The following is a 21817-nucleotide window of genomic DNA, read 5'->3' as shown; positions in this document are numbered from 1 at the left end:
GGTGGGAGGGAAGCGGAATGCGGGGTGCGGGCACAGTGCAGCGCAGCGCCGCGTCCATGTCAATAGATGTTCGAAACCACCTGGTTGCACGCACGATCGCGCACGCGGCCGCCGTCGCACGGGCGGGCCGGGGGCCGGCCCAGGGGGGTTGCCCGCGTGGTGATCGTGGTGTTGGCTGCTGGGGCCGCGGGATGCCGCTGACGCCGCGTCACCCGGTGAATTTCGTACCGTTCAGGCGGCCTTATCCGGGCACGCCGTGACCTTGAAGCCGAGGCCGCGCATGACCGTGCCCGCACCGACCTCCCCCGCTGCGGATGCCCTGGCCGCCCGCCACCGCCTGGGCGCGCTGGAACACACCTTCCGCCCCGCGACCGAACTCGGCGTCCACGAGAAGTACCGGATCTGGTTCGTCATCGGCTCCCTGGTGGGCATCGCCGCGCTGCTGGGCGGCGGGGCGCTGTTATGGGTGAAGGTGCACTGGGGGCTCGCGATATTCCCGTTGTGGATCGGCCTGCTGGCCGCCGGGGCGGCCCTGCGCAGCCCGCTCTTCCGCAGGGACCTGGCGTCCAAGTGCCTGCACCTCTACGAGCACGGGCTGATCGTGAACTCCACCGGCCGCTCCCTGTTCGCGGTGCGCTGGGAACGGGCCGTGCTCTACCAGGAGACCGTCCAGGAAGTAATCAACTACAAGGGCACGCAAACGCCGTTCCGGAGCTCGCACGTCTCCCTTCTCGTGGCGCCGGGCGGGGACCGGGTACAGATCACGGACGTCTACGGGGGATCGGCCACCTGGGCGCCGCTGATCGCGGAGGCCGTCGCCCGGGCCCAGGTGGAGAAGGTGTGGAAGCTCGTGCGGGAGGGCGGGACGGTCGGCTTCGGGCCGTTGCAGCTGTCCGGCAGCGGAGTTACTTACGCATCCCAGGGGTTGCTGCCCTGGAGCGAGGTCAGCGAGATCGCCGTCCGCGGCGGCATGGTCTGCGTCTGGCGCACCGGCCAGAGCAAGGCGTGGAGCGCTCCGCAGGCCCAGAAGGTGCCGAACCTCCTCGTCTTCCTGACCATCGCCGACAACCTCCGTCGCCGGTAGGCGACGTCACGGTGCGTCGTCCCGGCGCCGCGCCTCCCCGCTCAGGGCAGGACGTGCCGGGCGACGAAGCGGCCGTCGGCGAACTCGATCGCGAAGGTGACCTGTTGCTCCTCGGACAGGGTGCGCGGCTCGGACGCGATGTCGGCGCGTTCGACGTAGACGGTGTCCTGGGAGCCGCAGGGCACGAGGAACCCGTACCCGTGGTCCTTGTTGTAGGTCTGGACGAACCCCGTCACCCGGTCCCCGGTCCCGTCCGCGGCCATGCCGTCCATGCAGCCTCCTGCGCGTCGGGGCCGCGTCCGCGTGCCCGAAGCGGCGTGTGCGCTCCACGGTGGGCCGTCCGGGTGCGATGCGCGCGCCGGACGGGGCAGCCGGGTGACCCCGGCGGGAGACCGACGACCCGCCTCAGCCCCGGACCAGCCCCGCCAGCACCGCGCGCGCCGCGATCTCGCCCTCCTCGTAGGCGTGCGCCCGCGCCTCGCTGATCGCGTCGTCCAGCTGGCGCAGCGCCTCCGCCGTACGGCCCGTCGCGGCCAGCGCCTCCCCGTACAGGGTGCGCAGCACCACGCGCCGCGGAGCGGAGAGCGGCGGTGCGGCCAGGGCCAGGCCCCGGGCCGCGTGCCGGGCGGCCTCGTCGGGCTCGCCCGCGGCGATGAGGTGCTGGGTGAGGTGCTGGTGGGCCAGGGTGACCGTCTCGGTCCGCCCGGCCTCCTCGGCCAGGGCCAGACCCCGCACGAGCAGCTCCCGGGCCCGCTCCGGGGTACCGCGCCGGGTGAGCGCGACGGCGAGGTTGATCCGGGCGACGGCCTCCCCGGCCCGGTCACCGGCCCGCGCCGCGAGGCCGGGGGCGCGTTCGAGGTGGCCCAGGGCCTCCTCGGACCTGCCCTCCTCGGCCAGTACCCAGCCCAGCAGGGACCGGGCGCGCGACTGTGCGGCGGGGTCGCCGTCGCGTTCGGCGCAGGCCAGGCCCTGTTCGAGGAGCGGCAGCCAGCCGTCGCGGACCTGCCACACGATCAGCGGCCACTGCAGGAGGACCAGGCGCCAGGCGCGGTCGTGCAGGCCCGCCGCGGCGGCGGCGTCGACCGCCCCGCGCAGGGTGTCCCGCTCGGCGGAGTACCAGGCGAGCGCGCTCGTACGGTCCGCGAACGCCCGGATCACGCCGGCGGGCCGCGCGTCGGCGGGCAGCGGACAGCACGGCTCGCTGCCGGGCTCCGCGGCGGCGCTCGCGGCGAGGAGCGTGTGCAGCCAGTGGTCGAGGAGGCGCAGCAGCCCCTCGGCGTCGTGTCCGGGTGACAGACTGCGGGCGTAGAGGCGGACCAGGTCGTGCAGGACGTACCCCCGCGGACCCGCCTCGACGACCAGCTGGGCGGCGGCCAGCTGGTCCAGCGCCACGGCGGCCTCAGCGGGCGGACAGTCGGCGAGCACGGCGGCCGTACAGGTGTCGAGGGTGGCGCCGGTGTGCGGGCCGAGCCGCCGGAACATCCGCCGGGCCGGTTCGGGCAGCTGCCGCACGGTCAGGCCGAGGGCCGCGCCGACCCCGGTGTCCTCGACGTTGAGCAGCTCCAGCCTGCGGTGCTCGTCGGAGAGTTCCCGCGCGAAGGCGGCCAGGCCCTGGTGCGGGCGGGTGGCGAGCCGGGCCGCCGCCACCCGCAGGGCCAGCGGCAGGCCGTCGCAGAGCGCGGCGAGCCGCGCCGCGGCCTCGGGCTCGGCGGCGACGGCGTCCCGGCCCAGGACGGCCGCGAGGAGCGCGGTGGACTGCGCGGTGCGCAGCGCGGTGAGCGGGACCGGACGCGCCGCGTCCGAGGCCACGAGGCCGCCGAGCCGGTCCCGGCTCGTGACGACGGTGACGCAGCGCTCCCCGCCGGGCAGCAGCGGACGGATCTGCCCGGACGCGTGTGCGTTGTCCAGGACGATCAGCATCCGCCGGGCGGCGGTCAGTTCGCGGTAACGGGCGCCCAGGGCCTCGGGGGAGTCGGGCATCTGCTCGGCGGGCAGGCCGAGGGCGAGCAGGAACTCGCGGAGCACGGTGCTCGCCCCGCGGGTCGGGAGGGTGCTGTAGCCGTGCAGGTCGACGAAGAGCCGGCCGTCGGGGAAGTCCGCGCCCCGCTGGTGCGCCCAGTGCAGGGCCAGCGCGGTCTTTCCGACTCCGGCGCTGCCCGTGATGAGGGCGACGGCGCCGGGGGCGGCCGCCGCGGCCCGGTCGAGCGCCGCCAGCTCGCTCTCGCGCCCGGTGAAGGCGCGGGGGCGGCGGGGCAGGAGCTGGGGGCACGGGACGGCCCCCGCCGCCGCGGTCGTGGTGGGTACTGGTACCGGTACGGGGTGCGCATCGGGGGCGGCCGCGGTCACGGTGGCAGCCGTGGTCACGGTGGCGGTGGCCGGGACCGCGACCGCGGCGGGCGGCGGGGGATCGGCGCGCAGCAGAGCGGTGTACGCGTCGGTGAGCACTGCTCCGGGGTCGACCCCAAGCTGATCGGCGAGCAACCGTCGGGTGCGGTGGAACCAGTCCAGCGCGTCCGCCTGCCGCCCCGCCGCCCCCAGGGCCCGCATCAGCGCGGCGATCAGCGGCTCCCGCAACGGGTGCGCGACGGCCTCGGCGCCCAGGACGGCCGCCGCCGTGGCGTGCTCCCCGAGGAGCGCGTGCGCCGCGGCCAGCTCCTCCACCGCAGTGAGCCGCAGCTCCTCCAGGGCGTTCGCGGCGTGTTCCAGCAGCGGGCTGTGCACCGTCCCGGAGAGCGCGGGCCCCTGCCACAGCGCCAGCGCCTCCCGGAGCAGCGGCACGGCCTCGCGCGGCGCGTCCGCGGCCCGCGCGAGCCGGAGCAGCTCCTCGAAGCGGTGCGAGTCCACCAGTGTTTCGGGCACCCGCAGCAGGTACGCCGCCCCGTGCGTGCGGAGTTCGACGCCGTACCCGGCCGCTCCGTGCGCGGCCAGCAGGGACCGCAGCTGGGAGACGTGGCCCTGCACCACGGTGCGGGAGTGCCGCGGCGGTTCCTCGTGCCACAGCGCCTCGGTCAGCCGGTCGACGGCGACGGCCGCGTTGGCGCAGCGCACCAGCACGGCCAGCAGACTGCGGCGTTTGGCCGGGCCGAGGGGGAGCGGCTCCCCGTGCTCCGTCACCACGGCCACGGGCCCCAGCACGCGGAACTCCATTGAATCGCCACCCTGTTCAGCGTTGTGAGCCCCGGGCCGAGCATACGTCGGACCATTTCGGGACATGAGTGAGTACCCGGCCAATCGGCTCCCCGCCACCGGCCGGCCTGCTGTCTGCTATCTGCCGCGCGTCCCGCGCCGCGTTAGCGGTGCGTTAGGACGACGTTGGCGGGCGGTGGGAGTCTCCTGGCAGCCGGGTGTTCCGCGTCGGGCCGCCACGGCTCCCATGCAGGGGATGGGAGCCATGGCGCCCGACGCGCATGCCGGGCGGTGCCCGGCGGCCCGCCCGGCCCCCGGTCCGTTCCCCAGGACGCGCCCCGGGGCACCGGCGCCGGCGTAGCGCCTCATCCCGCGAGCGGGTACATGGACCCGCGGCGGCCCTCCGGCGAGGCCAGCCACTCCAGCTTCTCGGCGGTGTCCGTGCCCGGCAGGGGAGTGTGCAGGATGATCGCCAGATCCGGGCGGGCCGGCACGCGCAGCTGCGTGGACTCGACGAACAGGGTCCCCACCGCGGGGTGCTCGAACTCCTTCTGCATCTGACCGCCCGGCTCGATGTCCCGGCGCTCCCACAGGGACGCGAAGAGCGGGCTGCGCTCCTTGGCCTCCTCGACGACCGCACGGAACCCGTCGTCGTCGGGCGACTCCGAGCACGCGGCCCGGAACTGCGCCACCACGCTGGCCGCGATCTCCTCCCAGTGCGTGCTGCGTGCCTGGTAGAGGGGGTCGGTGAAGAAGGCGATCAGGCAGTTCTGCACGATTTCGGGCCGCATGCCGAGCACCATCGCCGCCGCATCGTTGTACATCACGGTGTTCCAGTAGACGTCCATGATGTGCGCGGGAAAGGGCATCCACGCGTCGATCAGCCGCTTGAGTCCGTCACACATGGTGCGCGCGGAGGGCGCGACCTTGGGCGCCGGCGGGTTGAGCCCCGCCAGGACGTACAGGTGCCGCTGCTCGGCGCTGGTCAGCTTCAGGACCCGGCCCACCGCGTCGAGGACCTGCGGGGACACCGTGATGTCGCGGCCCTGCTCCAGCCACTGGTACCAGGACACCCCCACCCCGGCGAGCACGGCGACCTCTTCCCGGCGCAGGCCCGGCGTGCGGCGGCGGGCGCCGCCGTCCGGCAGGCCCGCCTCGCGAGGGGTGATCCTCGCCCGTCTGCTCATCAGGAATTCGCGCAGCTCGGAACGCCGGTGCTGGTCGATCGGTGTGGCCACGGATATCCCCCTACTGACTGCCTGGTGGTGCCACCACCAGCATAAGTTCCCACTCTCCACGGGCCGCGCGGGACGGCGAGGGTGGGGCCATGACGACCGACACACCCATCTCCTCCGCCCGCCCGGAGCGAGTCCCCGACACCGCGGTACCGGCCGGCCGGACCCCGTCCCCGGCCACGACGCCCCCCGCTGCGACGCCCCCGGACCCGGGCAGGAGTGCGCGGCCCGGCGGCGACCGGCTCACCGGACGCGCCGCACTGGTCCTCTTCGTCCTGTGCGCCGCCCAGTTCATGGTGGCGCTGGACTTCTCGGTACTGAACGTCGCCCTGCCCGTGCTCGGCAAGGACCTGGGCCTCGGCCGGTCCGCGCTCCAGTGGGCCGTCACCGCCTTCGCCCTGCCCTCCGGCGGCTTCCTGCTCCTCTTCGGGCGGATCGCCGACCTGTACGGCCGCAAGCGGCTGTTCGTGACGGGCCTCGCCCTCTTCGCCGTCGCCTCCACCCTCGCCACCTTCGCCTGGGACCCGGCGTCCTTCCTGGCCGGCCGCGCCCTCCAGGGCCTCGGAGCGGCCGTCATCGTGCCCACCGGGATGTCCCTGCTGACCACGACGTTCCCCGAGGGCCCGCTGCGCGACAAGGCGCTCGGCATCTCCGGCACCCTGCTCTCCCTCGGCTTCACCGTGGGCATGGTGCTCGGCGGCGTCATGACGGACACGCTCGGCTGGCGCTCCACGATGGGGCTGCTCACCGCCGCCGCGCTGATCGTGCTGGTCCTCGCCCCCGGGCTGCTGCCCGAGTCGCGCACCCCCGAACGCCCGCGGCTGGACGTACCGGGCGCCGTGACCGTCACCGGTGGCCTGCTCGCGCTGATCTACTCCCTGTCGACCGCCGCCCAGCAGGGCTTCGGCGGTGTGGAGGTGTGGGGCACGCTGACCGTCGCGGTCGCGCTGCTCGCCGCCTTCGTCGTGGTGGAAACGAGGTCCCCGGCCCCGCTGGTCTCGCTGCCGATGCTGCGGCGGTCCACGGTCGCCTGGGGCAACATCGGCGGCCTGGTGACCTTCTCGATGATGTCGACCGTCGTCTTCGTGCTGACCCTCTACCTCCAGGAGACGCTGCACCTGTCGTCCTTCCGGACGGGGCTGGTCTTCGGCGTCCAGGGAGTGATGTCGGCCCTCGCCGGTACGTACGCCTCCCGGGTGATCGGCCGGATCGGCGCCCGGCGCACCCTGGTCGGCTCGCTGCTGGGCCAGGGCGTGTTCACCGCGCTCCTGCTCGCCGTCGGATCCGGCTCCGGCGCCCTCCTGGCCACGGTGGCCGTGTCGGTGGCCAGCATGTTCCACCTCGGCGCGATCATCTCGTACGGCGTCACCGTGACGAGCGGCGTGCCGGACGGCGAACAGGGCCTCGCCACCGGCCTGGTGACCACGACCCAGCAGGTCGGGCTCACCATCGGCATCCCGCTGCTCGGCGTGCTGGCGACCACGGGGGGCGCGCTCTTCGACGGGGTCCGCACGGTCCTGGCGATCGACGCGGCGATCCTGCTCGCGGCGGGACTCCTGATCGGCCTCGGCCTGCGCGCCCGGCGCACCGCCGACACCGCCTGATGGTGCGTCAGTCCTGGGCCCAAGGGTGAATACGTATCCATCATGACAGGTCAGAGGCCGTTTTCGTAGGACCAAGGGCACAGCGGATCACCCTTGTTCGAGCCCCTGTCCGGCTCTGAGAATCACCGTCATGACGAACTCGGCGCACATCAGTCACGACGCGGTCCTTCGAGCCAGAGTGGCCCTCCTCGGCTCGGCGAAACCACCGCTCGCGGAGCGGGTCGCCGCCTACCGGGTGCTCGCCGCGGTGAGCCCGCTCGCCTACCTGCCGCTGCTGGTGGTGGCGCTGCGGAAGTACGGGCGGCGGGAGTTCTCGCACCGGCCCGCGGTCCACCTGGCTCTGCTCGCCGAATCGGTCTCCGGCGCACGGGAGTCGTACGCGCGGGAGCCCGGCCGGGTCGGTCTGCTGATCGACTCGCTCGCGGTGTACCGGGAGCAGCTGGACCGGATGGAGCGGCGGGCGGAGGCCCGCGCGGCCGCAGAGGAGATCGGCCGCCTCGCGGCCGGTGAGGAGCCGCGCGGTCCCGGCGGCCGGGCGGCCCGCTGACCGGAGGCCGCCCCGGGGCGCACGGCCCCGGGGCTCCGCGCGGTCCCGGCACTACCCCGCGGAATCCGGCCGGATCTCGATGTGGTCGGGGGCCAGGTCGACGGCGACCCGGTGTTCCATCCCGAGCGCTTCCAGGAAGGTGCGCGGCAGTTGGACCCGGCCGCTGCGGTCCAGCATCACGTACTCGCGCTCGCTGACCGATTCCGCGCCGTGCTCGTCGGTGACGGTGCGGCGCAGCACCTCGCTGCTGGTGCGGCCGTCGCGGATGGCCACGGTGCGCCGCACCTCGCCGGCGACCATCGGGTCGTGGGTGACGACGACCACCGTGGCGCCCAGCTCCCGGTTGACCGTCCGGAAGGCCTCGAAGACCGCCGCGCCGGTCTCCGAGTCCAGCTCCCCGGTCGGTTCGTCGGCCAGCAGGACCTTCGGGGCGCCCGCCATCGCCACCGCGACGGCCACCCGCTGCTGCTGCCCGCCGGAGAGTTCGGCCGGGCGGCGGCCCGCGAGCGGCCCCAGGTCCAGGGCGTCGATCAGCTCCGCCGTCCGGGCCGCGTGCCGCTTGGCCGCCCCCCGCCCGCCGCCGCCCGTCAACTGGAGGGGCAGCGCGATGTTCTGGGTGGTCGTCAGGAACGGCAGCAGGTTGCGCGCGGTCTGCTGCCAGACGAAGCCGACCGCCTCGCGCCGGTAGCGCAGCCGGTCCCGCGAGGTCATCTCCAGCAGGTCGTACCCCGCCACCCGGGCCGTGCCCGCGGTGGGCCGGTCCTGGCCCGCCAGGATGTTCAGCAGCGTCGACTTGCCGCTGCCGGAGGCCCCGACGAGGGCGACCAGGTCCCCCTGCGCCACGGTCAGCTCCAGCCCCTGGAGCGCCTGTACCTCGATCCCGTCCCCGCTGAACACCCGCACCAGGCGGTCGCACACGATGGCCGTCCCCGCCTCGGGCGGCGGGGGCGCCATGGCGGCCGCCGCGCGCCGCCGCAGTTCCTCGTAGCTGGGCCCGTCGGCCGACCCCTCCCGGCCGTCCGGTCCCCGGCCGTCCGCCGCCTGGGCCACCGCCCCCCGGCCCGCCGGCCCGCTTGTCCGCTCGCCGCTCATCGCTGGTCTCCCGCTCTCAACTCGGTGGTGATCTGGCGTCGTCCCGATACCGCCGCCTCCGCCAGTACGGCCACCGCCACCAGGGCGGCCAGACCCAGCGCCTGGACCAGGACGGGCCGCGCGCCGAACCGCAGCCCACCCGCCACGGGCGCGCCGACCAGCGCGGACAGGTCCACGGCCGGTCCCAGCAGGAGCACCGCCGCCGTAGCGGTCAGGGCCCCGCCGAGCGCCGCCGCCAGCGCCTGCGGCAGCGATTCGGCCAGCATCAGCAGCACGCCCTGCCGGGGCCGCAGCCCCATGGTGCGCATCCGTGCCAGCAGCGCGGCCCGCTCGGGGGCGGCCCTGACGAGCGACAGCAGCACGGCCAGCAGCGCGAAGCCCGCCGCCCCGACGACCGAGGCCCGGAACAGCCGGACCGCGGCCTCCTGGAGCGGGTCGGGCCGCAGTTCGTCTCCCACCCCGGCGCTGGTCCGCACCCGGTACTCGGCGGCGGAGGCCGCCGGTACGAGGGAGCGGACCAGCACGCGCAGCCGGTCCTCGGCGGGACGGCCGATCCCGTACCAGCGGTTGGGCTGCCGGGTCTCCGGCAGTGCGGCGGTGGCCGCCCCCGCGGGCACGATCACCGTCGCCCCGGCGGCGCCCGGCCGGACCGGCGTGCCGTCGACCACGCCCCGCGAGGCGACCTGGAGGGAGCCGTCGCCGAACCGCAGCCGGAAGGTCCCGCCGGGCGCCAGCTCGGCCAGCCCGCTGCTGAACAGCACCGGCAGCGGCGCCTCGGGCGTACCCGTACCGCCACCGCCCAGCAGCGCCGGGTCGAACGGCCCGATCCGGACCGACCGGGACAGTTCCGCGTAGGCCTTCGGCTCGACCACGACCACGCTGACCTGGGTGGTGAACCGCTGCGCCGGAGCGTCCAGGAACGCGTCGTCCTCGGTCCACAGGCTGACGGAGGACCGTACGCCGTCGAGCGCTCCCAGCGCCTTGACCAGCTCGGGCGACAGGGTCTGCCCCACCGGCGCGGCGACCTGCGCGTCAGCCGCGATGCTCACCCGGTTCGCGGCCACCCGGGCGGCCTCCGCGGCGTTCAGCACGGTGGTCCAGAAGCCGCTCGTGGTGACCGCCAGCAGCAGCGCGACCAGCGGCAGCACCGGCGTGCGGCCGCGGCCCCCGTTGCCCCGCGCGGCGCGCGCCAGCCCCAGGAAGCCGATGACCCCGTTCCCCCGCGCCGCCATCCGGGCGGGCAGCGCGACCAGCAGCGGCAGGATCCGGGCCAGCAGCAGCCCCCCGCACAGCGCGAGCAGCAACGGCGCGGCGATCAGCAGCGGATCGACGTCCGCGCCCGCCTGGGCGATCCCGCGCCCGCGCACCTCCAGCAGGGCGGCGCCGGTCACCAGGAGCACCAGCAGCTCCGCCACCGGCCGCCGCCACCGGTTGCGCGGTCGCGGCGGCGCCAGCAGGACCAGCGCCCGCACCGGGAACGCCAGCCAGGCCAGCAGGGTCGTGACCAGGGCCGCGATCAGCGAGGGCAGCAGGCGGGGCGTCGGCAGCAGGAAGAAGGCCAGTGCCGAGGCCAGCAGCGCGGCCGGCAGGACCAGGACCGCGCCCTCCGCCAGCAGCCTCCGGGCGAGCCCGCCGCGCGAGGCGCCGCGCGCCAGCAGCAGCCGCAGCTCCGATTCGCGCCGCTCCCCGGAGAGCGCGGCGGCCAGGCACAGGACGACGAAGACGACCCCGGCCACCCCGGCGGGACCGCTCACCCCGACCGGGGCGGCGGCCTGCTGCCGGGCCCGCGCCTCCGTCAGCAGGCCGGGCAGCGTGGAGGTGATCGTCAGGTCGGGGCGTCCCGAACCGTCGAGGAGCTCGGCGGCGGTGGGCCCGGACACGTACGAGGCGAGCCGCGCGCCGGTCTCGGGCAGCCGGTCCGCGCGCAGCCGGGCGGTGTCCATCGGCAGCCGCCAGAAGTCGGTGGCCCCCTTGCCCCAGGTCGCGACCCGGGGCAGGTCGTCGGCGCCGACCAGGGCCCCCGTCTGCCAGTACGAGCGCGGCTCGCGCTCGCGGGTGAAGGCGGTACAGGCGTGGGTGAGGCAGGGCAGGCCGGTCCACACCCGGTCGGCCTCGTCGTTGGCGGTGTAGAGCCCGACCACCACGGCCTGGTCGGCGGTGGGCGCCTTGAGCCCGTCCGGTTCGGTGCGCAGCACCGTGCCCAGCGGGGCGTTGACGGCGTCGGCCGCCCGCTTGGAGAGGACGATCGGCACGGGCCCCTCGGTGGTGGCACCGGTCGGCCAGCGGCCCGCCACCAGCTTCACGTGCGCGGAGGCTTCGCGCACGTGCACCAGGCTCAGCATCGGGGACACGTCGTCGGGCCGGGCGAGCCCCGGGGTGCTCAGCGAGCGGTGGTCGTTGCCCAGCGTGCCGTGCACGGGGCCGTCCGGGGCCAGGACGAAGTCGCCGCCGGTCCGGGACACCAGCAGGGACAGGACCCGGTCCAGGTCCGTCGGGAGCTGGGGCCCCTTCGCGGCGTCGGCGGACACCTGCACGCTCGTCCGGTCCACCCCCTTGTCGCCGAGGAAGGAGCGCAGGGCCTCGTCCGCGCCCCGGTCCAGCGCGCGGGGCAGGGCCGCGCTCAGGAACACGGCGGCGAAGGCGAGCACGGCGGCCAGGAAGGCGGCCGAGGGCATGGCGCGCAGGCGCGTGCGCACCCACGACGCGGGACGGGCGGCCCGGGAGGCCGTACGGGCCGTGCGGATCATGACTCCTCCACTTGCCGCAGTCGCGCGGCCGTGTTCCGGTTGCGGCGGCCGCCGAGGGAGGCGGCGAGCAGGGGTACGACGGCGATCGCGACGGTCAGCAGCAGCGTCCAGCCGCCCGGGAGGTCGACCAGCAGTGCGGGGAACGGGCGGTGGCCCGAGGGCGTCCGCACCATCAGCGGCACCACGAGGTGGACCAGGGCGACGCCGATGCCCACCCCGGCGGCGCTGCCGAGCCCGGTCAGGATCACGCCCTCGGCGGTGGCCGTACGGGCCAGCGTGCGCCGGGGCGCGCCGAGCGCCAGCAGCACCGCGGACTCCCGGGACCGCTCCCGCGCGCCCGCGGCGGCGGAGGCGGCAAAACCGATCGCGGCCAGCAGCGCGCAGGCCACGGCCAGGACCACCAGCGCCCGCTGCGGGGCGGTGCTCAGCGGATCGTCGAGCAGCCCGCCGGCCACCTCCTCGCGCAGCAGCACGTCCTGGCTCCCGGCGCCGGGCCCGGTCCGCAGCGCGGCGGCCGCCCGCCCCGGCAGGGGATCCCCCGCGGAGGAACCGGGCAGCCACCACTCGGTCACCGCGGGCAGCGCGCGGGCGCCGTCCGCGGCCGACAGCCGCCCGAAGGCGGGCAGGTCGACGGCGAGCGCGGTGTCACCGACGACGGGCAGCGCGCCGACGACGCGGGTGATCCGCACCCGGACGGTGGACTGCACGAAGGGGACGGGCACCACGTCGCCGGCCTTGGCGCCGACGGCGGCGAGGTACCCGCGGGTGGCGACCCCGGGAAGTTCTGCGACGGGCCCCGCCGGTCCCGCGGTGAGCACGAGGCTCGTCTCTTCCCTGCGGGGCGGGCCCGCGTAGGCCAGCCGCAGCAGCGCGGGCCCGGCCGGAGAGCCCTTCGGGGCCTCCTTGAGCAGCGCGGCCTCGGTTCCCTTCGGCGGGGCCGAGAGGGTCCAGCCGTCGGAGCCGTTGCCGCCGGATCCCGGCAGCGCGACGGGGACGGCGGGGCCGCCCGCGGTTTCGACGGCCGCGAGACGGTGGACCGTCAGCTCGCCGCCCCACTGGGGCGGCGCCACGTCGCCGTTCGGGGCGCCGTACGAGAACACCACCGACAGCAGCGTCAGCGGTCCCGAGGCCCGTCCGACCGGAGCATCGGCCAGCGCGTCCAGATCCACCGGGACGGTGGTCCGCCCCTCGGTGGCGGGCATCCGGATGACGGGGGTCCGGTAGGTCATGCCGTACCGGTCGCGCAGCAGCAGCCTCAGATTGGGGTCTCCCGTCGGCGCGCCCGTGGAGCGCAGCGTCAGGTCGAGTTCGATCCGCCGGGCCCGGCCGGGCAGCGTCATGCCGGCCGTCGCCCCGGCCCCGGCGGCCGGGGTGAGGGGGGAGAACACCTCGTCCATCGGCTTCCCGTTGCGGAGGTCCGCACGCAGCGGAACCCGCTCCGCCAGGGCCGCCGCGTCCACCGCGAGCAGTTCGGCCGTGCGCCCGCCCGGCAGCGCCTGCTGCCCACGGAGCACCGGCAGCGCCCGGTCCCCGCCCGGCAGCGCCGCGTACCGGCCGCCCTGGCCGAAGGCGGCCAGCTGGCTGCCGGTGATCCGCAGGCCCCCCGCGGTGCGGTACGAGGCCTGGTCGCGCTGGGAGTCCGACCATCCGGTGTACTGCCCGAGGGCCAGTACGCCGGAGGAGACGGCGAGGACGAGCAGCACCACCGGACCGGTCGCCCGCTGGGGCCGGCGCGCCAGCTGCCAGCCGACCAGGGCCGGACCGAGCCCGGAACCGCGCGCCGCCAGCCGCCCGCCCAGCCGCGCCGCGAAGGGCAGCACGCGCAGCACGAGCACCGCCCCCGCGCACAGCGCCAGGGTCGGCGCGGCGACGAGCACCGGGTCGACGCCGGACGAGCCGCCGTCGCCCCCCGGGCCCGCTCCTTCGTAGCGGTCCAGCTGCTGGTAGGCGATCGCGGCCAGCGCCAGCAGCGCGAGGTCCGCGCCCGAACGGGCGGCCCCCGCCACCAGTTCCTGCCGCTTGCCGCCGTGCCGCTGCACGACGGCCGAGGCGCCCCGCACCACGGCGGGCAGCGTGCTCAGCAGCACACAGCCCAGCGCGCACACGGCCGCCACCGGCCACAGGGACCACGTGGTCGACCACACGCCGGAGGCGCCGGACACGGCGGTTCCCCGCGCACGGGCGCCGTCGCCGTCGAGGAACCGCAGCAGCAGCGGGGCGAGCAGGGGCGCGAAGAGGACGGCGGGCAAGGACAGCAGCAGCGCCTCGACCCCGGTCAGCAGGCCCAGCCTGCGCCGTGAGGCGCCGCGGGCCAGGAGCAGGTTCCGCTCCGGCTCCTGATGCTTCATCAGGGTGGTCCCGACGATCAGCAGGGTCGCCGCGGTGAGCGTGACGAGCTGGAGCTGGCCGATCAGCAGGGTGGACCGGGCGACCGTGCGCGCCGAGCGCAACTCGGCCATCAGCTCCGGGAGTTCGGTCTTCGCGTTGAGTCCAGCGGAGGTCTTGAGCGACGCCGTGAGCGCGGCGCTCCGCGCGCCGACGGCTTCCGCCTCGGCGGTGTGGACACCCGCGAAGTCGGGGGTGAGGAGGGTGACGCGGCTGTCCTGCGCCACGCCGCCGACGGTGAAGGCGGAGTCGTCGACGAGCAGCGGGCCGTACGTGGTGAAGGTGCTGATCTGAAACCCGCGGCCGGCGACGGGGTCGAGCCGCCAGTACGCCGCGGCGGGGTCCGCGGGCCGGTAGGCACCGGTGACCAGCACGGTCAGCGGCGGCCCCTGGAACCGGTCGTCCAGGCGCACTTCGGCGGGCAGGCCCGCCGCCGTCAGCCCCAGCCGGTTCATGGCCGCCTCGGGCACGGCCACCGGTACGCGGGAGGCGACGGCGCCGCTGCCGACGGCCTGCGGCCACTGCCCGGCGACCAGCACCGTGCGGGCCCGGTCGAAGGCGGCGAGCAGCGTCAGGTCCGCTTCCGCGGCCGCGGCGCCGCTTCGGGGCAGGCCGTAGGCGTGGCTGCGCGCCACGCTGTCGACGGCGAACGGCAGCGCACCGAACAGGCCCTGCCCGAAGCCCCGCAGGGCCGCGTCGTCCTTGGGCCGGTCGGCCGCCGGGTGGTAGCCGGTGACCAGGACGGTGGACCGGGTGTGGTCCCGCCCCTGCAGTGACTGCCGCAGTCCCGCCTCGCCCACGCCCCGCGTGAAGGCGAAGAGCGCGGTGAGGACGGTCGTAGTGATCAGAACGGTGAACAGTACGGCGGCAGCAAGGGGTACACGCCCACGCTGACGACGCATGACGAAGCCGAGCATGCGTGGTATTCCTCCTACTACCGGACCATAGGTACCGGATAGCGGGCGATCTTGTCAGATTCGAACGTGCAGCGGAAGGGGCTTGTGTGCGGGGGAAAGGGATGAGCAAATGCGGATATCGACAACCACCTTGGGGGACCCATGGCCGTGACCACGACCGCGCAGGACCGCAGCGATGCCACGCCGATGGTGGTGGTCGAGGACGTGCACCGCAGCTTCGGGACCGGCGAGCAGACCGTCCACGCCCTGCGCGGCGTCTCGTTCACGCTGCCCCGCGGTGAACTGACCGCACTGAAGGGACGTTCCGGTTCCGGTAAGACCACCCTGCTGAACCTGGTCGGCGGACTCGACGCCCCGACCCGCGGTGCGATACGTCTCGACGGCACCGATCTGACCGGGCTCGACGAGAGCGGGCTGCTCGCCCTGCGTCGCGAGCGCATCGGCTTCGTGTTCCAGTCCTTCGGCCTCATACCGGTGCTGACCGCGGCCGAGAACGTCGGCGTGCCGATGCGGCTGCGCAAGGTCCCCGCCGCGCAGCGGGAGGAGCGGGTACGCACCCTGCTCGCGCTCGTCGGCCTCTCCGACCACGCGGCGCAGCGGCCGGGGGAACTCTCCGGCGGTCAGCAGCAACGCGTCTCCGTCGCCCGCGCGTTGGCCAACGACCCCGACCTGATCATCGCCGACGAGCCCACCGGCCAGCTCGACTCCGAGACCGGCCACGCCATCATGGAGCTGTTGCGCGCCGTCGTGCGCAGCGAGGGCGTGACCGTCCTGGTCGCCACCCACGACCCGGCCCTGATGGACCTGGCCGACCGGGTCGTGGAGATGCGCGACGGCCGCGTGGTGGAGACCGGTGAGGGGCCGGACGCGCGGGCCGTCCCGGCGGGAGCCGCGGCCGCGGGCGGCGCGGCCCGCCCCTGACGGAACGGCCCCCCGCGCTGCCTGGGGTCGGTCGCCGCGCGCATTCCGTTTGATGTCGTCCGGCGCCGCTCGGCGCCGCGGAATCAGGCGCCGCTGTGGCGGAGCATGTCCTCGCGCTCGACGACCTTGACGCGCTCGCGGCCCTCCGCGGTGCCCAGGGCCCGCTCGTGGGCGTCGAGCCGGTGCCAGCCCTCCCACGTGGTGTAGCGGACCCCGCGCTCTTCGAGGAAGGCGGGCACGGCGTCCGGCTCCGGGTCGGCCGCGCCGGGCAGGCGGCCCGCGGCGTGGTCGTCGAGGAGGCAGGCGACGGTCTCGTTGGCGTCGCCCTTGGTGTGGCCGATGAGGCCCACCGGACCGCGCTTGATCCAGCCGGTGACGTACACGGCGCTCTGGTGGCCGCCGTCGGCGGCGCGCACCCGGCCCGCCTCGTGCGGGACCGTGCCCGACAGCGGGTCGAAGGGCAGCTTGGGCAGCTCGTCCGAGTAGTAGCCGATCGCCCGGTAGACGGCCTGGACGTCCCAGTCGGTGAACCGGCCGGTGCCGCGGACGTTGCCGGTGCCGTCGAGTTCGGTGCGCTCGGTGCGCAGCCCCACCACGCGTCCGTCCGCGCCGAGGATCTCCTCGGGGGACTCGAAGAAGTGCAGGAAGAGCTTGTGGGGCCGGGTGCCGGGGTCGCGGATGGCCCAGTTCTCCAGCGTGGAGGCGACCATGTTGGCCTGCTTGTTGGCCCGGCGGGTGGCGATCGAGCCCTCGTCGTAGTCGATGTCCTCGGGGTTGACGATGACTTCGATGGTGGGGGAGTGGTCCAGCTCGCGCAGCTCCATCGGGCTGAACTTCGCCTGAGCCGGTCCGCGGCGGCCGAAGACGTGCACCTCGACGGCCTTGTTGCGGCCCAGCCCGGCGTGCACGTTCGGCGGGATCTCGGTGGGCAGCAGCTCGTCGGCGGTCTTGGCCAGGATCCGGGCGACGTCGAGGGCCACGTTGCCCACGCCGAGCACGGCGACCTTCTCGGCCTCCAGCGGCCAGTCGCGCGGGACGTCCGGGTGGCCGTCGTACCAGGAGACGAAGTCCGCGGCGCCGTAGGACCCCTCCAGCTCGGTGCCGGGGAGGTCCAGGGCCCGGTCGGCCGTCGCGCCGGTGGCGAAGACCACGGCGTCGTAGAAGCGGTGCAGCTCGTCCAGGCCGAAGTCGCCGGGGTAGTCCACGTTGCCGAACAAACGTATCTGCGGCTTGTCGAGCACCTGGTGCAGGGCGGTGACGATGCCCTTGATCCGCGGGTGGTCCGGCGCCACGCCGTAGCGGATCAGCCCGAACGGCGCGGGCATCCGCTCGAACAGGTCGATGGAGACCCCCGGGTCCTGGGCGGTGTCGGACTTCAGGAGGGCGTCGGCGGCGTAGATGCCGGCCGGACCGGCGCCGACGATCGCTACGCGGATGGGGCGGGACATGGGGAGACGTTCCTCCAGGCGACGGGGACGGATGGTTCGAGACAAGCTCGCTCGACGGGTCCCCGGTAGCCGGTGGCGATCTATGGGTCCATAACTCGCGCTTATGACCCGCCGCCAAATCCAAACAAGAATGTCAGACATAAGCAAACGGCAGTAACTGACCGAATCCCTCCGCAAAGCCGACCCCGGGCACTACCGTCCGGTTGCGCGCCGTAACCGTCGGGTAACCCCTCGTCGAGAGGGAGGAGATCATGGAGACACGCACGGGTACAGGCGCGAGCCCCGGCACGGACCCGGCCGCGGAGCCGCACACGCGAGGGACCCGGTGGGGCAGGGCCGTCGTGGCGGGGGGCGGTCACGCCGGGCTGGTCACCGCCCGGGTGCTCGCCGACCACTTCCGCGACGTGGTGATCCTGGAGCGGGACGCGGTGGACGCGGACACCGGCGCCCACCCGCACGCCCCGCAGGGCCACCACGCGCACGCCGTCCTGGCCAGGGGGTCGCAGGTCCTGGAGGCGCTCTTCCCGGGCCTGCGCGCCGAGATGGCGGAGCTCGGGGCGCCCGTCTTCGACTACGGGGAGCGGACGGCGCTGCCCGGGGTGCGGCTGGTGCCCTCGGCGCGGTGTGAGGGGCTGGTGATGAGCCGCCCCGGCAGCGTCGGCCGCGTCACCTACCGGGTCTCCGGTACCGCGGAGGCCGCAACCGCGGGCGCGGGAGAGCTCGTGACCCTGGACGCGGACCTGGTGGTGGACGCGTCGGGACGGGCCGGCGGTCTGGACCGCCGGCTCGCCGACGCGGGGGTGCCCCCGTCCGGCAAGCGCGTGGTGAAGGCGAGGATCACGCACACCTCGCTGAGCTTCGACCGGCCGGAGGAGAACCCGCCCGACTTCGACGGCCCGAGCTCCTCCGGACCATGCTGAGCGGGCTACGGTCCGAGGGGCGGGGCCTCGACGGACTGAGCCGGCGCTACCAGGGGCGGGTGGCGCGCCTGCTGGTCGCCCCGTGGACCCTGTCGAGCAACTCCGACCTGATGTGGAACCGGGACGCCCAGCCGCTCGCGGCCCGGATCGCCCACTGGTACAACACGCACCTCTTCGCGGTCTCGGTCCGCGACCCGCGGGTGTGGACCCGGTTCGTGAGGGTGGTCAACATGGTGGCCCCGCCCGCCTCGCTGTTCCACCCCACCGTGCTGCGCAAGGTCATCGCAGAGGCGCTCTCCCGGCGCCGCGCTCCCCGGCGCACGCCGGGCTGACCGCGGGGCGCGCGAAACGGGGGCGAAACCCGTATGGCGCAGAGGTTTTTGGACGGAATGGGAATGCCCCGGACCGGCTGCGCGGCTGGTCCGGGGTTCTTCCGCAGGATCCGCGGGCGGCGTGAATTCACCGCTTTCCCGAAAAGGGCCCTGGGCGCGGCGCCGCGGGCGACGCCATGATGCAGGCGATCCGCGGAACATTTCCTGCGAAATGGAAGAGGGAGCATTCTCATCATGCGCATCGTCCGTCCCCTCGTCATGGCGTCACTGGCCCTGGTGGCAGCCCTCGGCACCGCCCCCGCCGCCTCGGCCGCCACGCCGCCCGCCCCGACCGCCTACAACTGCTCCACCGGCTGGTTCTGCATCTACAGCGGCTGGGACGGCACCGGCACCCGCTGTCAGTGGCAGAGCGAACGGATCGCGAACACGGCCGACAACTGCAGCTTCATCCGCAACGGCCAGAACGTCCGGTCCGTCGCAAACAGCACCGGCCACCGGAAGCAGTACTACACCGGGACCAATTACAACAACCGCGTGGGATCGACCCCGTCCGGCGGCAGCGGAAACCTTCAGGGGAGTTATCAGATCCGCTCGTTCAAGCCCCAGTAACGTCGCGGGCGCCCCACTGTAATCCAGAATTGAATTACAGAACGGCGCGATGAATGCCAGGGTCCCCCGGCCCGTGCCGGGTGCCGGACGGGACGTCCCGTCCGGCACCCGGCCGTCGGCCGTCCCGGCCTCACCCGCTCTCCGGCGGCCCCGGCAGCGGCTGCTCCGACCAGATGACCTTGCCCTCGGGCGTGTACCGGGCTCCCCACCGCCGGCTGATCTGCGCCACCAGGAACAGTCCGCGGCCGCCCTCGTCGGTCGTGGTGGCGTAGTGCAGCCGGGGCGAGCTGCTGCTCGCGTCGAACACCTCGCAGGTCAGCACCCGGTCGAAGAGGAGCCGTACCCGGACCGGCTCCGCACCGTGCCGGATGGCGTTGGTGATCAGCTCGCTCAGCACCAGCTCCGTGCCGAAGGACAGCTCCGACAGGCCCCAGTGCTCCAGCTGCGCCACGGCCAGCGCCCGCATGGACGCGACCGCGCTCGCGTGGAACGGCACCTCCCACTCGGCGATGCGCTCGGCCGCCAGCGCCGACGTCCGGGCGACCAGCAGCGCCACGTCGTCCCGGGGCCGCTCCGGCAGCAGCGCCTTGAGGATCGACCGGCAGGTGTCCTCCGGGCCCGCCTGGGGATCGGCCTCGGCCAGGGAGGTGCGGAGCAGCGCCAGCCCCTCGTCGATGTCCCGGGTCCGGTCCTCGATGAGCCCGTCGGTGTAGAGCACCAGCCGGGTGCCCTCGCCCAGCTGGAGCTCCGTCGACTCGAAGGGGAACCCGCCCAGCCCGAGCGGCGCCCCCGCCGGCAGCTCCGGGATCTCCACGGAACCGTCCGGGCGCACGAGCACCGGCGGCATGTGCCCCGCCCGTGCCACCGTGCACCGCTGGTTCACCGCGTCGTAGACGGCGTAGAGGCAGGTCGCGCCCAGCAGCCCGGTGTCGGCTCCGCCCTCGCCGCCCTGGCCGATGTACTGGACGAGGTCGTCGAGCCGGGAGAGGAGCTCGTCGGGGGGCAGGTCCAGCGAGGAGAAGTTCAGCACGGCCGTGCGCAGCCGCCCCATGGCCGCCGCGGCGTGCAGCCCGTGCCCGACGACGTCCCCGACGACCAGCGCCACCCGGCTGCCGGGCAGCGGGATCACGTCGAACCAGTCGCCGCCCACGCCGGACTGCGCGGGCAGGTAGAAGTGGGCCACCTCGACGGCGCTCTGCTCGGGCAGCTCCCGCGGCAGCAGGCTGCGCTGGAGGGTCACCGCGAGGGCGTGCTCCCGGGTGTAGCGGCGGGCGTTGTCCACGGTGATGCCCGCCCGGCCCACGAGTTCCTCCGCCAGCGACAGGTCCTCGTCGTCGAAGGGTTCGGGCTTCTCGGAGCGCCAGAAGTTCACCAGGCCGAGAACCACGCCCCGCGCCTTGAGCGGCGCCGTGATCAGGGAGTGGACCCCGTAGTCGAGGATGGCCTGCGCCCGGTCCGGGTCCTGCGCGTACCAGCCGGACGCCTCGGCGAGGCGGGGGATCAGCTCGGCCCGCCCCGTCCCGAGGCCGCGGGCCTGCGGGGTGGACGGAGCGAAGTCGATCACCTTCCCGCGCGGGTAGAGCGGGACGTCGTCCCGAATGCCGCTGAATCCCGTGCGGCGCAGGTTCGGCGCGGCGTTGGTGGGCTCGTCCCCGTGCAGGACCGCCTCCACCAGTTCCACCGTCGCGAAGTCGGCGAACCGCGGCACGGCGACGTCGGCCAGCTCCTGGGCGGTCCGCTCGACGTCCAGGGTGGTGCCGACGCCCACTCCGGCGTCGTACAGCAGCTTCAGGCGCCTGCGCGCCGCCTCGGCGCGGGTGCTCAGCACCTGCATCTCCGTGGAGTCCCGGATGGTGACCGCGGCGCCCTCGGGGCCGCCGCCGGGGCGGGTGGGCCGCTGGTTGATCACCAGCAGCCGCTCGCCGGCCTCGTGCACCTCGTCGGTGGCGACCCGGCCGGACAGCAGCAGCGCCGCCAGGTGGTCGTCCAGGGGCAGCTGCCCGACGAGCTGCCCCTCGGCGTCCGCGGGCAGCCGCAGCAGCCGTTTCGCCTCGTCGTTCGCGAGCAGCAGCCGTCCGCCGCCGTCGGTGATCAGCACCCCCTCGCGGACGGCGTGGAGCACCGCGTCGTGGTGCTCGTACATGCGCGTCATCTCGAGCGGTCCGAGGCCGTGCGTCTGACGCCGCAGGCGCCGGCTGATCAGCGCCGCGCCGGCCGTGGCCAGGGCCAGGCCCGCCGCGCTCGCGCCGAGGATGACGGGAAGCTGCCGGTCGAAGACGCCGGTGACGTTGTTCACCGTGAGTCCGGCCGACACCAGCGCCACGACCGGGCCGCTGTCGCCCTCGGCGAAGACGGGCACGATCGCCTGGATCTCCCTGCCGAGGGGCCCCCGGACGCTCTCGGTGCGCACCCGGCCCGCCAGGGAGGGCTCGATCGTCCCGACGAAGCGTTTGCCGATGCGGTCGGGGAGGGGGTGGGTGTAGCGGATGCCGCGGGTGTCCATCACCACGATGAAGTCCACCCCGGCATCCCGGCGGGTGATCTCCGTGAGGGGCTGGAGGATCTTCGAGGGATCGGGGGAGCGGAGCGCCGCGCGCAGGCCGGGCGAGTGGGCGAACGTCTGGGCGACCGCCACCGACCGGTTGCGGGCCTCGCGGTCGACGTCGTGCCGGGACTGGAGCAGGAGCGCCAGGACCGCGCCGGCCGCGAGCAGCACCACGATCGCCACCTGGAGGACGAATACCTGTCGGGCGACGCTGCGCGGGCGGTTCCGGCTCAGTGACCGCACCGACGTCCCCGGTACGGGTTGCAAGGATGGGCCACCAACCCTTTGTAGCACTGCCGGGCTCC

At 74.7% G+C, this 21817-nt stretch carries 15 protein-coding genes; 7 read left to right on the top strand and 8 right to left on the bottom strand.

Going from position 1 to position 21817, the window contains the following annotated elements:
* The first annotated feature begins 280 nt into the window (after positions 1-280).
* A complete protein-coding gene (locus AC0693_RS15315) occupies positions 281-1084 on the top strand; it encodes a DUF6585 family protein (protein ID WP_469317253.1) in 804 nt (267 codons plus the stop codon).
* A 41-nt stretch (positions 1085-1125) separates the two neighbouring features.
* Here the strand turns inward: AC0693_RS15315 and AC0693_RS15310 are convergent, their stop codons facing one another.
* The 3 genes from AC0693_RS15310 to AC0693_RS15300 form a co-directional block, all read right to left on the bottom strand.
* Positions 1126-1356 carry a cold shock domain-containing protein gene (locus AC0693_RS15310; protein ID WP_469317252.1) on the bottom strand — a complete coding sequence of 77 codons (231 nt, stop codon included), beginning with the start codon at positions 1354-1356 and terminating at the stop codon, positions 1126-1128.
* A gap of 133 nt (positions 1357-1489) precedes the next feature.
* Positions 1490-4219, bottom strand: a complete 2730-nt coding sequence (locus AC0693_RS15305) for an AfsR/SARP family transcriptional regulator (RefSeq protein ID WP_478802059.1) — start codon at positions 4217-4219, stop codon at positions 1490-1492.
* A 356-nt stretch (positions 4220-4575) separates the two neighbouring features.
* Complete coding sequence (locus AC0693_RS15300) at positions 4576-5397, bottom strand: helix-turn-helix transcriptional regulator (protein ID WP_469317308.1); 822 nt, start codon at positions 5395-5397, stop codon at positions 4576-4578.
* Between the two features lie 140 nt (positions 5398-5537).
* Between AC0693_RS15300 and AC0693_RS15295 the strand changes: the two genes are divergently transcribed.
* Entirely contained in the window at positions 5538-7049 is a 1512-nt protein-coding gene (locus AC0693_RS15295; protein ID WP_478802058.1) for an MFS transporter, read from the top strand.
* Positions 7050-7179: 130 nt separating this feature from the next.
* The gene (locus AC0693_RS15290; protein WP_478802057.1) at positions 7180-7596 is read left to right on the top strand and encodes a hypothetical protein; all 417 of its coding nucleotides are present in this window, start codon (positions 7180-7182) and stop codon (positions 7594-7596) included.
* Positions 7597-7647: 51 nt separating this feature from the next.
* Here AC0693_RS15290 and AC0693_RS15285 read toward each other — a convergent pair whose 3' ends face one another.
* The 3 genes from AC0693_RS15285 to AC0693_RS15275 all read right to left on the bottom strand — a co-directional run bounded on the left by AC0693_RS15285 (position 7648) and on the right by AC0693_RS15275 (position 14737).
* Positions 7648-8550: an ABC transporter ATP-binding protein gene (locus AC0693_RS15285; RefSeq protein WP_469317307.1), complete on the bottom strand. Its 903-nt coding sequence runs from the start codon at positions 8548-8550 to the stop codon at positions 7648-7650.
* Between the two features lie 134 nt (positions 8551-8684).
* Positions 8685-11435 (bottom strand): hypothetical protein, encoded by a 2751-nt coding sequence (locus AC0693_RS15280; RefSeq protein WP_478802056.1) that lies wholly within the window; start codon positions 11433-11435, stop codon positions 8685-8687.
* Entirely contained in the window at positions 11432-14737 is a 3306-nt protein-coding gene (locus AC0693_RS15275) for an FtsX-like permease family protein (RefSeq protein WP_478802055.1), read from the bottom strand. Before AC0693_RS15275 ends, AC0693_RS15280 begins: the two co-directional genes overlap by 4 nt.
* A 141-nt stretch (positions 14738-14878) precedes the next feature.
* Here AC0693_RS15275 and AC0693_RS15270 point away from each other — a divergent pair, with 141 nt between their 5' ends.
* Positions 14879-15658, top strand: coding sequence for an ABC transporter ATP-binding protein (locus AC0693_RS15270; protein WP_469317246.1), 780 nt, complete (start codon positions 14879-14881; stop codon positions 15656-15658).
* 83 nt (positions 15659-15741) lie between these two features.
* Here AC0693_RS15270 and AC0693_RS15265 read toward each other — a convergent pair whose 3' ends face one another.
* Positions 15742-17106 (bottom strand): FAD-dependent oxidoreductase, encoded by a 1365-nt coding sequence (locus AC0693_RS15265; protein WP_478802054.1) that lies wholly within the window; start codon positions 17104-17106, stop codon positions 15742-15744.
* 251 nt (positions 17107-17357) lie between these two features.
* Between AC0693_RS15265 and AC0693_RS15260 the strand changes: the two genes are divergently transcribed.
* The 3 genes from AC0693_RS15260 (at position 17358) to AC0693_RS15250 (ending at position 18967) form a co-directional block, all read left to right on the top strand.
* On the top strand, positions 17358-18026 hold the full coding sequence (locus AC0693_RS15260) for an FAD-dependent oxidoreductase (RefSeq protein ID WP_478802053.1): 669 nt from the start codon (positions 17358-17360) through the stop codon (positions 18024-18026).
* Positions 18020-18358, top strand: coding sequence for a hypothetical protein (locus AC0693_RS15255; RefSeq protein WP_478740108.1), 339 nt, complete (start codon positions 18020-18022; stop codon positions 18356-18358). Before AC0693_RS15260 ends, AC0693_RS15255 begins: the two co-directional genes overlap by 7 nt.
* 234 nt (positions 18359-18592) lie before the next feature.
* A complete protein-coding gene (locus AC0693_RS15250) occupies positions 18593-18967 on the top strand; it encodes a peptidase inhibitor family I36 protein (RefSeq protein ID WP_356410324.1) in 375 nt (124 codons plus the stop codon).
* Positions 18968-19097: 130 nt separating this feature from the next.
* On the opposite strand, the gene AC0693_RS15245 is transcribed toward AC0693_RS15250, so the two are convergent.
* Entirely contained in the window at positions 19098-21755 is a 2658-nt protein-coding gene (locus AC0693_RS15245; protein ID WP_469317241.1) for a SpoIIE family protein phosphatase, read from the bottom strand.
* Positions 21756-21817 lie beyond the last annotated feature (62 nt).

Source organism: Streptomyces sp. NPDC043876 (genome assembly GCF_056435825.1).
Note: the sequence above shows the minus strand (reverse complement) of the source record. Positions and strands in the feature narration are given on the sequence as shown.

Coding starts and splice junctions, on each gene's coding strand:
- AC0693_RS15280 (WP_478802056.1), bottom strand. CDS start 11,435: ATGATCCGCACGGCCCGTACGGCCTCCCGGGCCGCCCGTCCCGCGTCG.
- AC0693_RS15285 (WP_469317307.1), bottom strand. CDS start 8,550: ATGGCGCCCCCGCCGCCCGAGGCGGGGACGGCCATCGTGTGCGACCGC.
- AC0693_RS15295 (WP_478802058.1), top strand. CDS start 5,538: ATGACGACCGACACACCCATCTCCTCCGCCCGCCCGGAGCGAGTCCCC.
- AC0693_RS15270 (WP_469317246.1), top strand. CDS start 14,879: ATGGCCGTGACCACGACCGCGCAGGACCGCAGCGATGCCACGCCGATG.
- AC0693_RS15300 (WP_469317308.1), bottom strand. CDS start 5,397: ATGAGCAGACGGGCGAGGATCACCCCTCGCGAGGCGGGCCTGCCGGAC.
- AC0693_RS15290 (WP_478802057.1), top strand. CDS start 7,180: ATGACGAACTCGGCGCACATCAGTCACGACGCGGTCCTTCGAGCCAGA.
- AC0693_RS15250 (WP_356410324.1), top strand. CDS start 18,593: ATGCGCATCGTCCGTCCCCTCGTCATGGCGTCACTGGCCCTGGTGGCA.
- AC0693_RS15310 (WP_469317252.1), bottom strand. CDS start 1,356: ATGGACGGCATGGCCGCGGACGGGACCGGGGACCGGGTGACGGGGTTC.
- AC0693_RS15265 (WP_478802054.1), bottom strand. CDS start 17,106: ATGTCCCGCCCCATCCGCGTAGCGATCGTCGGCGCCGGTCCGGCCGGC.
- AC0693_RS15275 (WP_478802055.1), bottom strand. CDS start 14,737: ATGCTCGGCTTCGTCATGCGTCGTCAGCGTGGGCGTGTACCCCTTGCT.
- AC0693_RS15260 (WP_478802053.1), top strand. CDS start 17,358: ATGGAGACACGCACGGGTACAGGCGCGAGCCCCGGCACGGACCCGGCC.
- AC0693_RS15255 (WP_478740108.1), top strand. CDS start 18,020: ATGCTGAGCGGGCTACGGTCCGAGGGGCGGGGCCTCGACGGACTGAGC.
- AC0693_RS15315 (WP_469317253.1), top strand. CDS start 281: ATGACCGTGCCCGCACCGACCTCCCCCGCTGCGGATGCCCTGGCCGCC.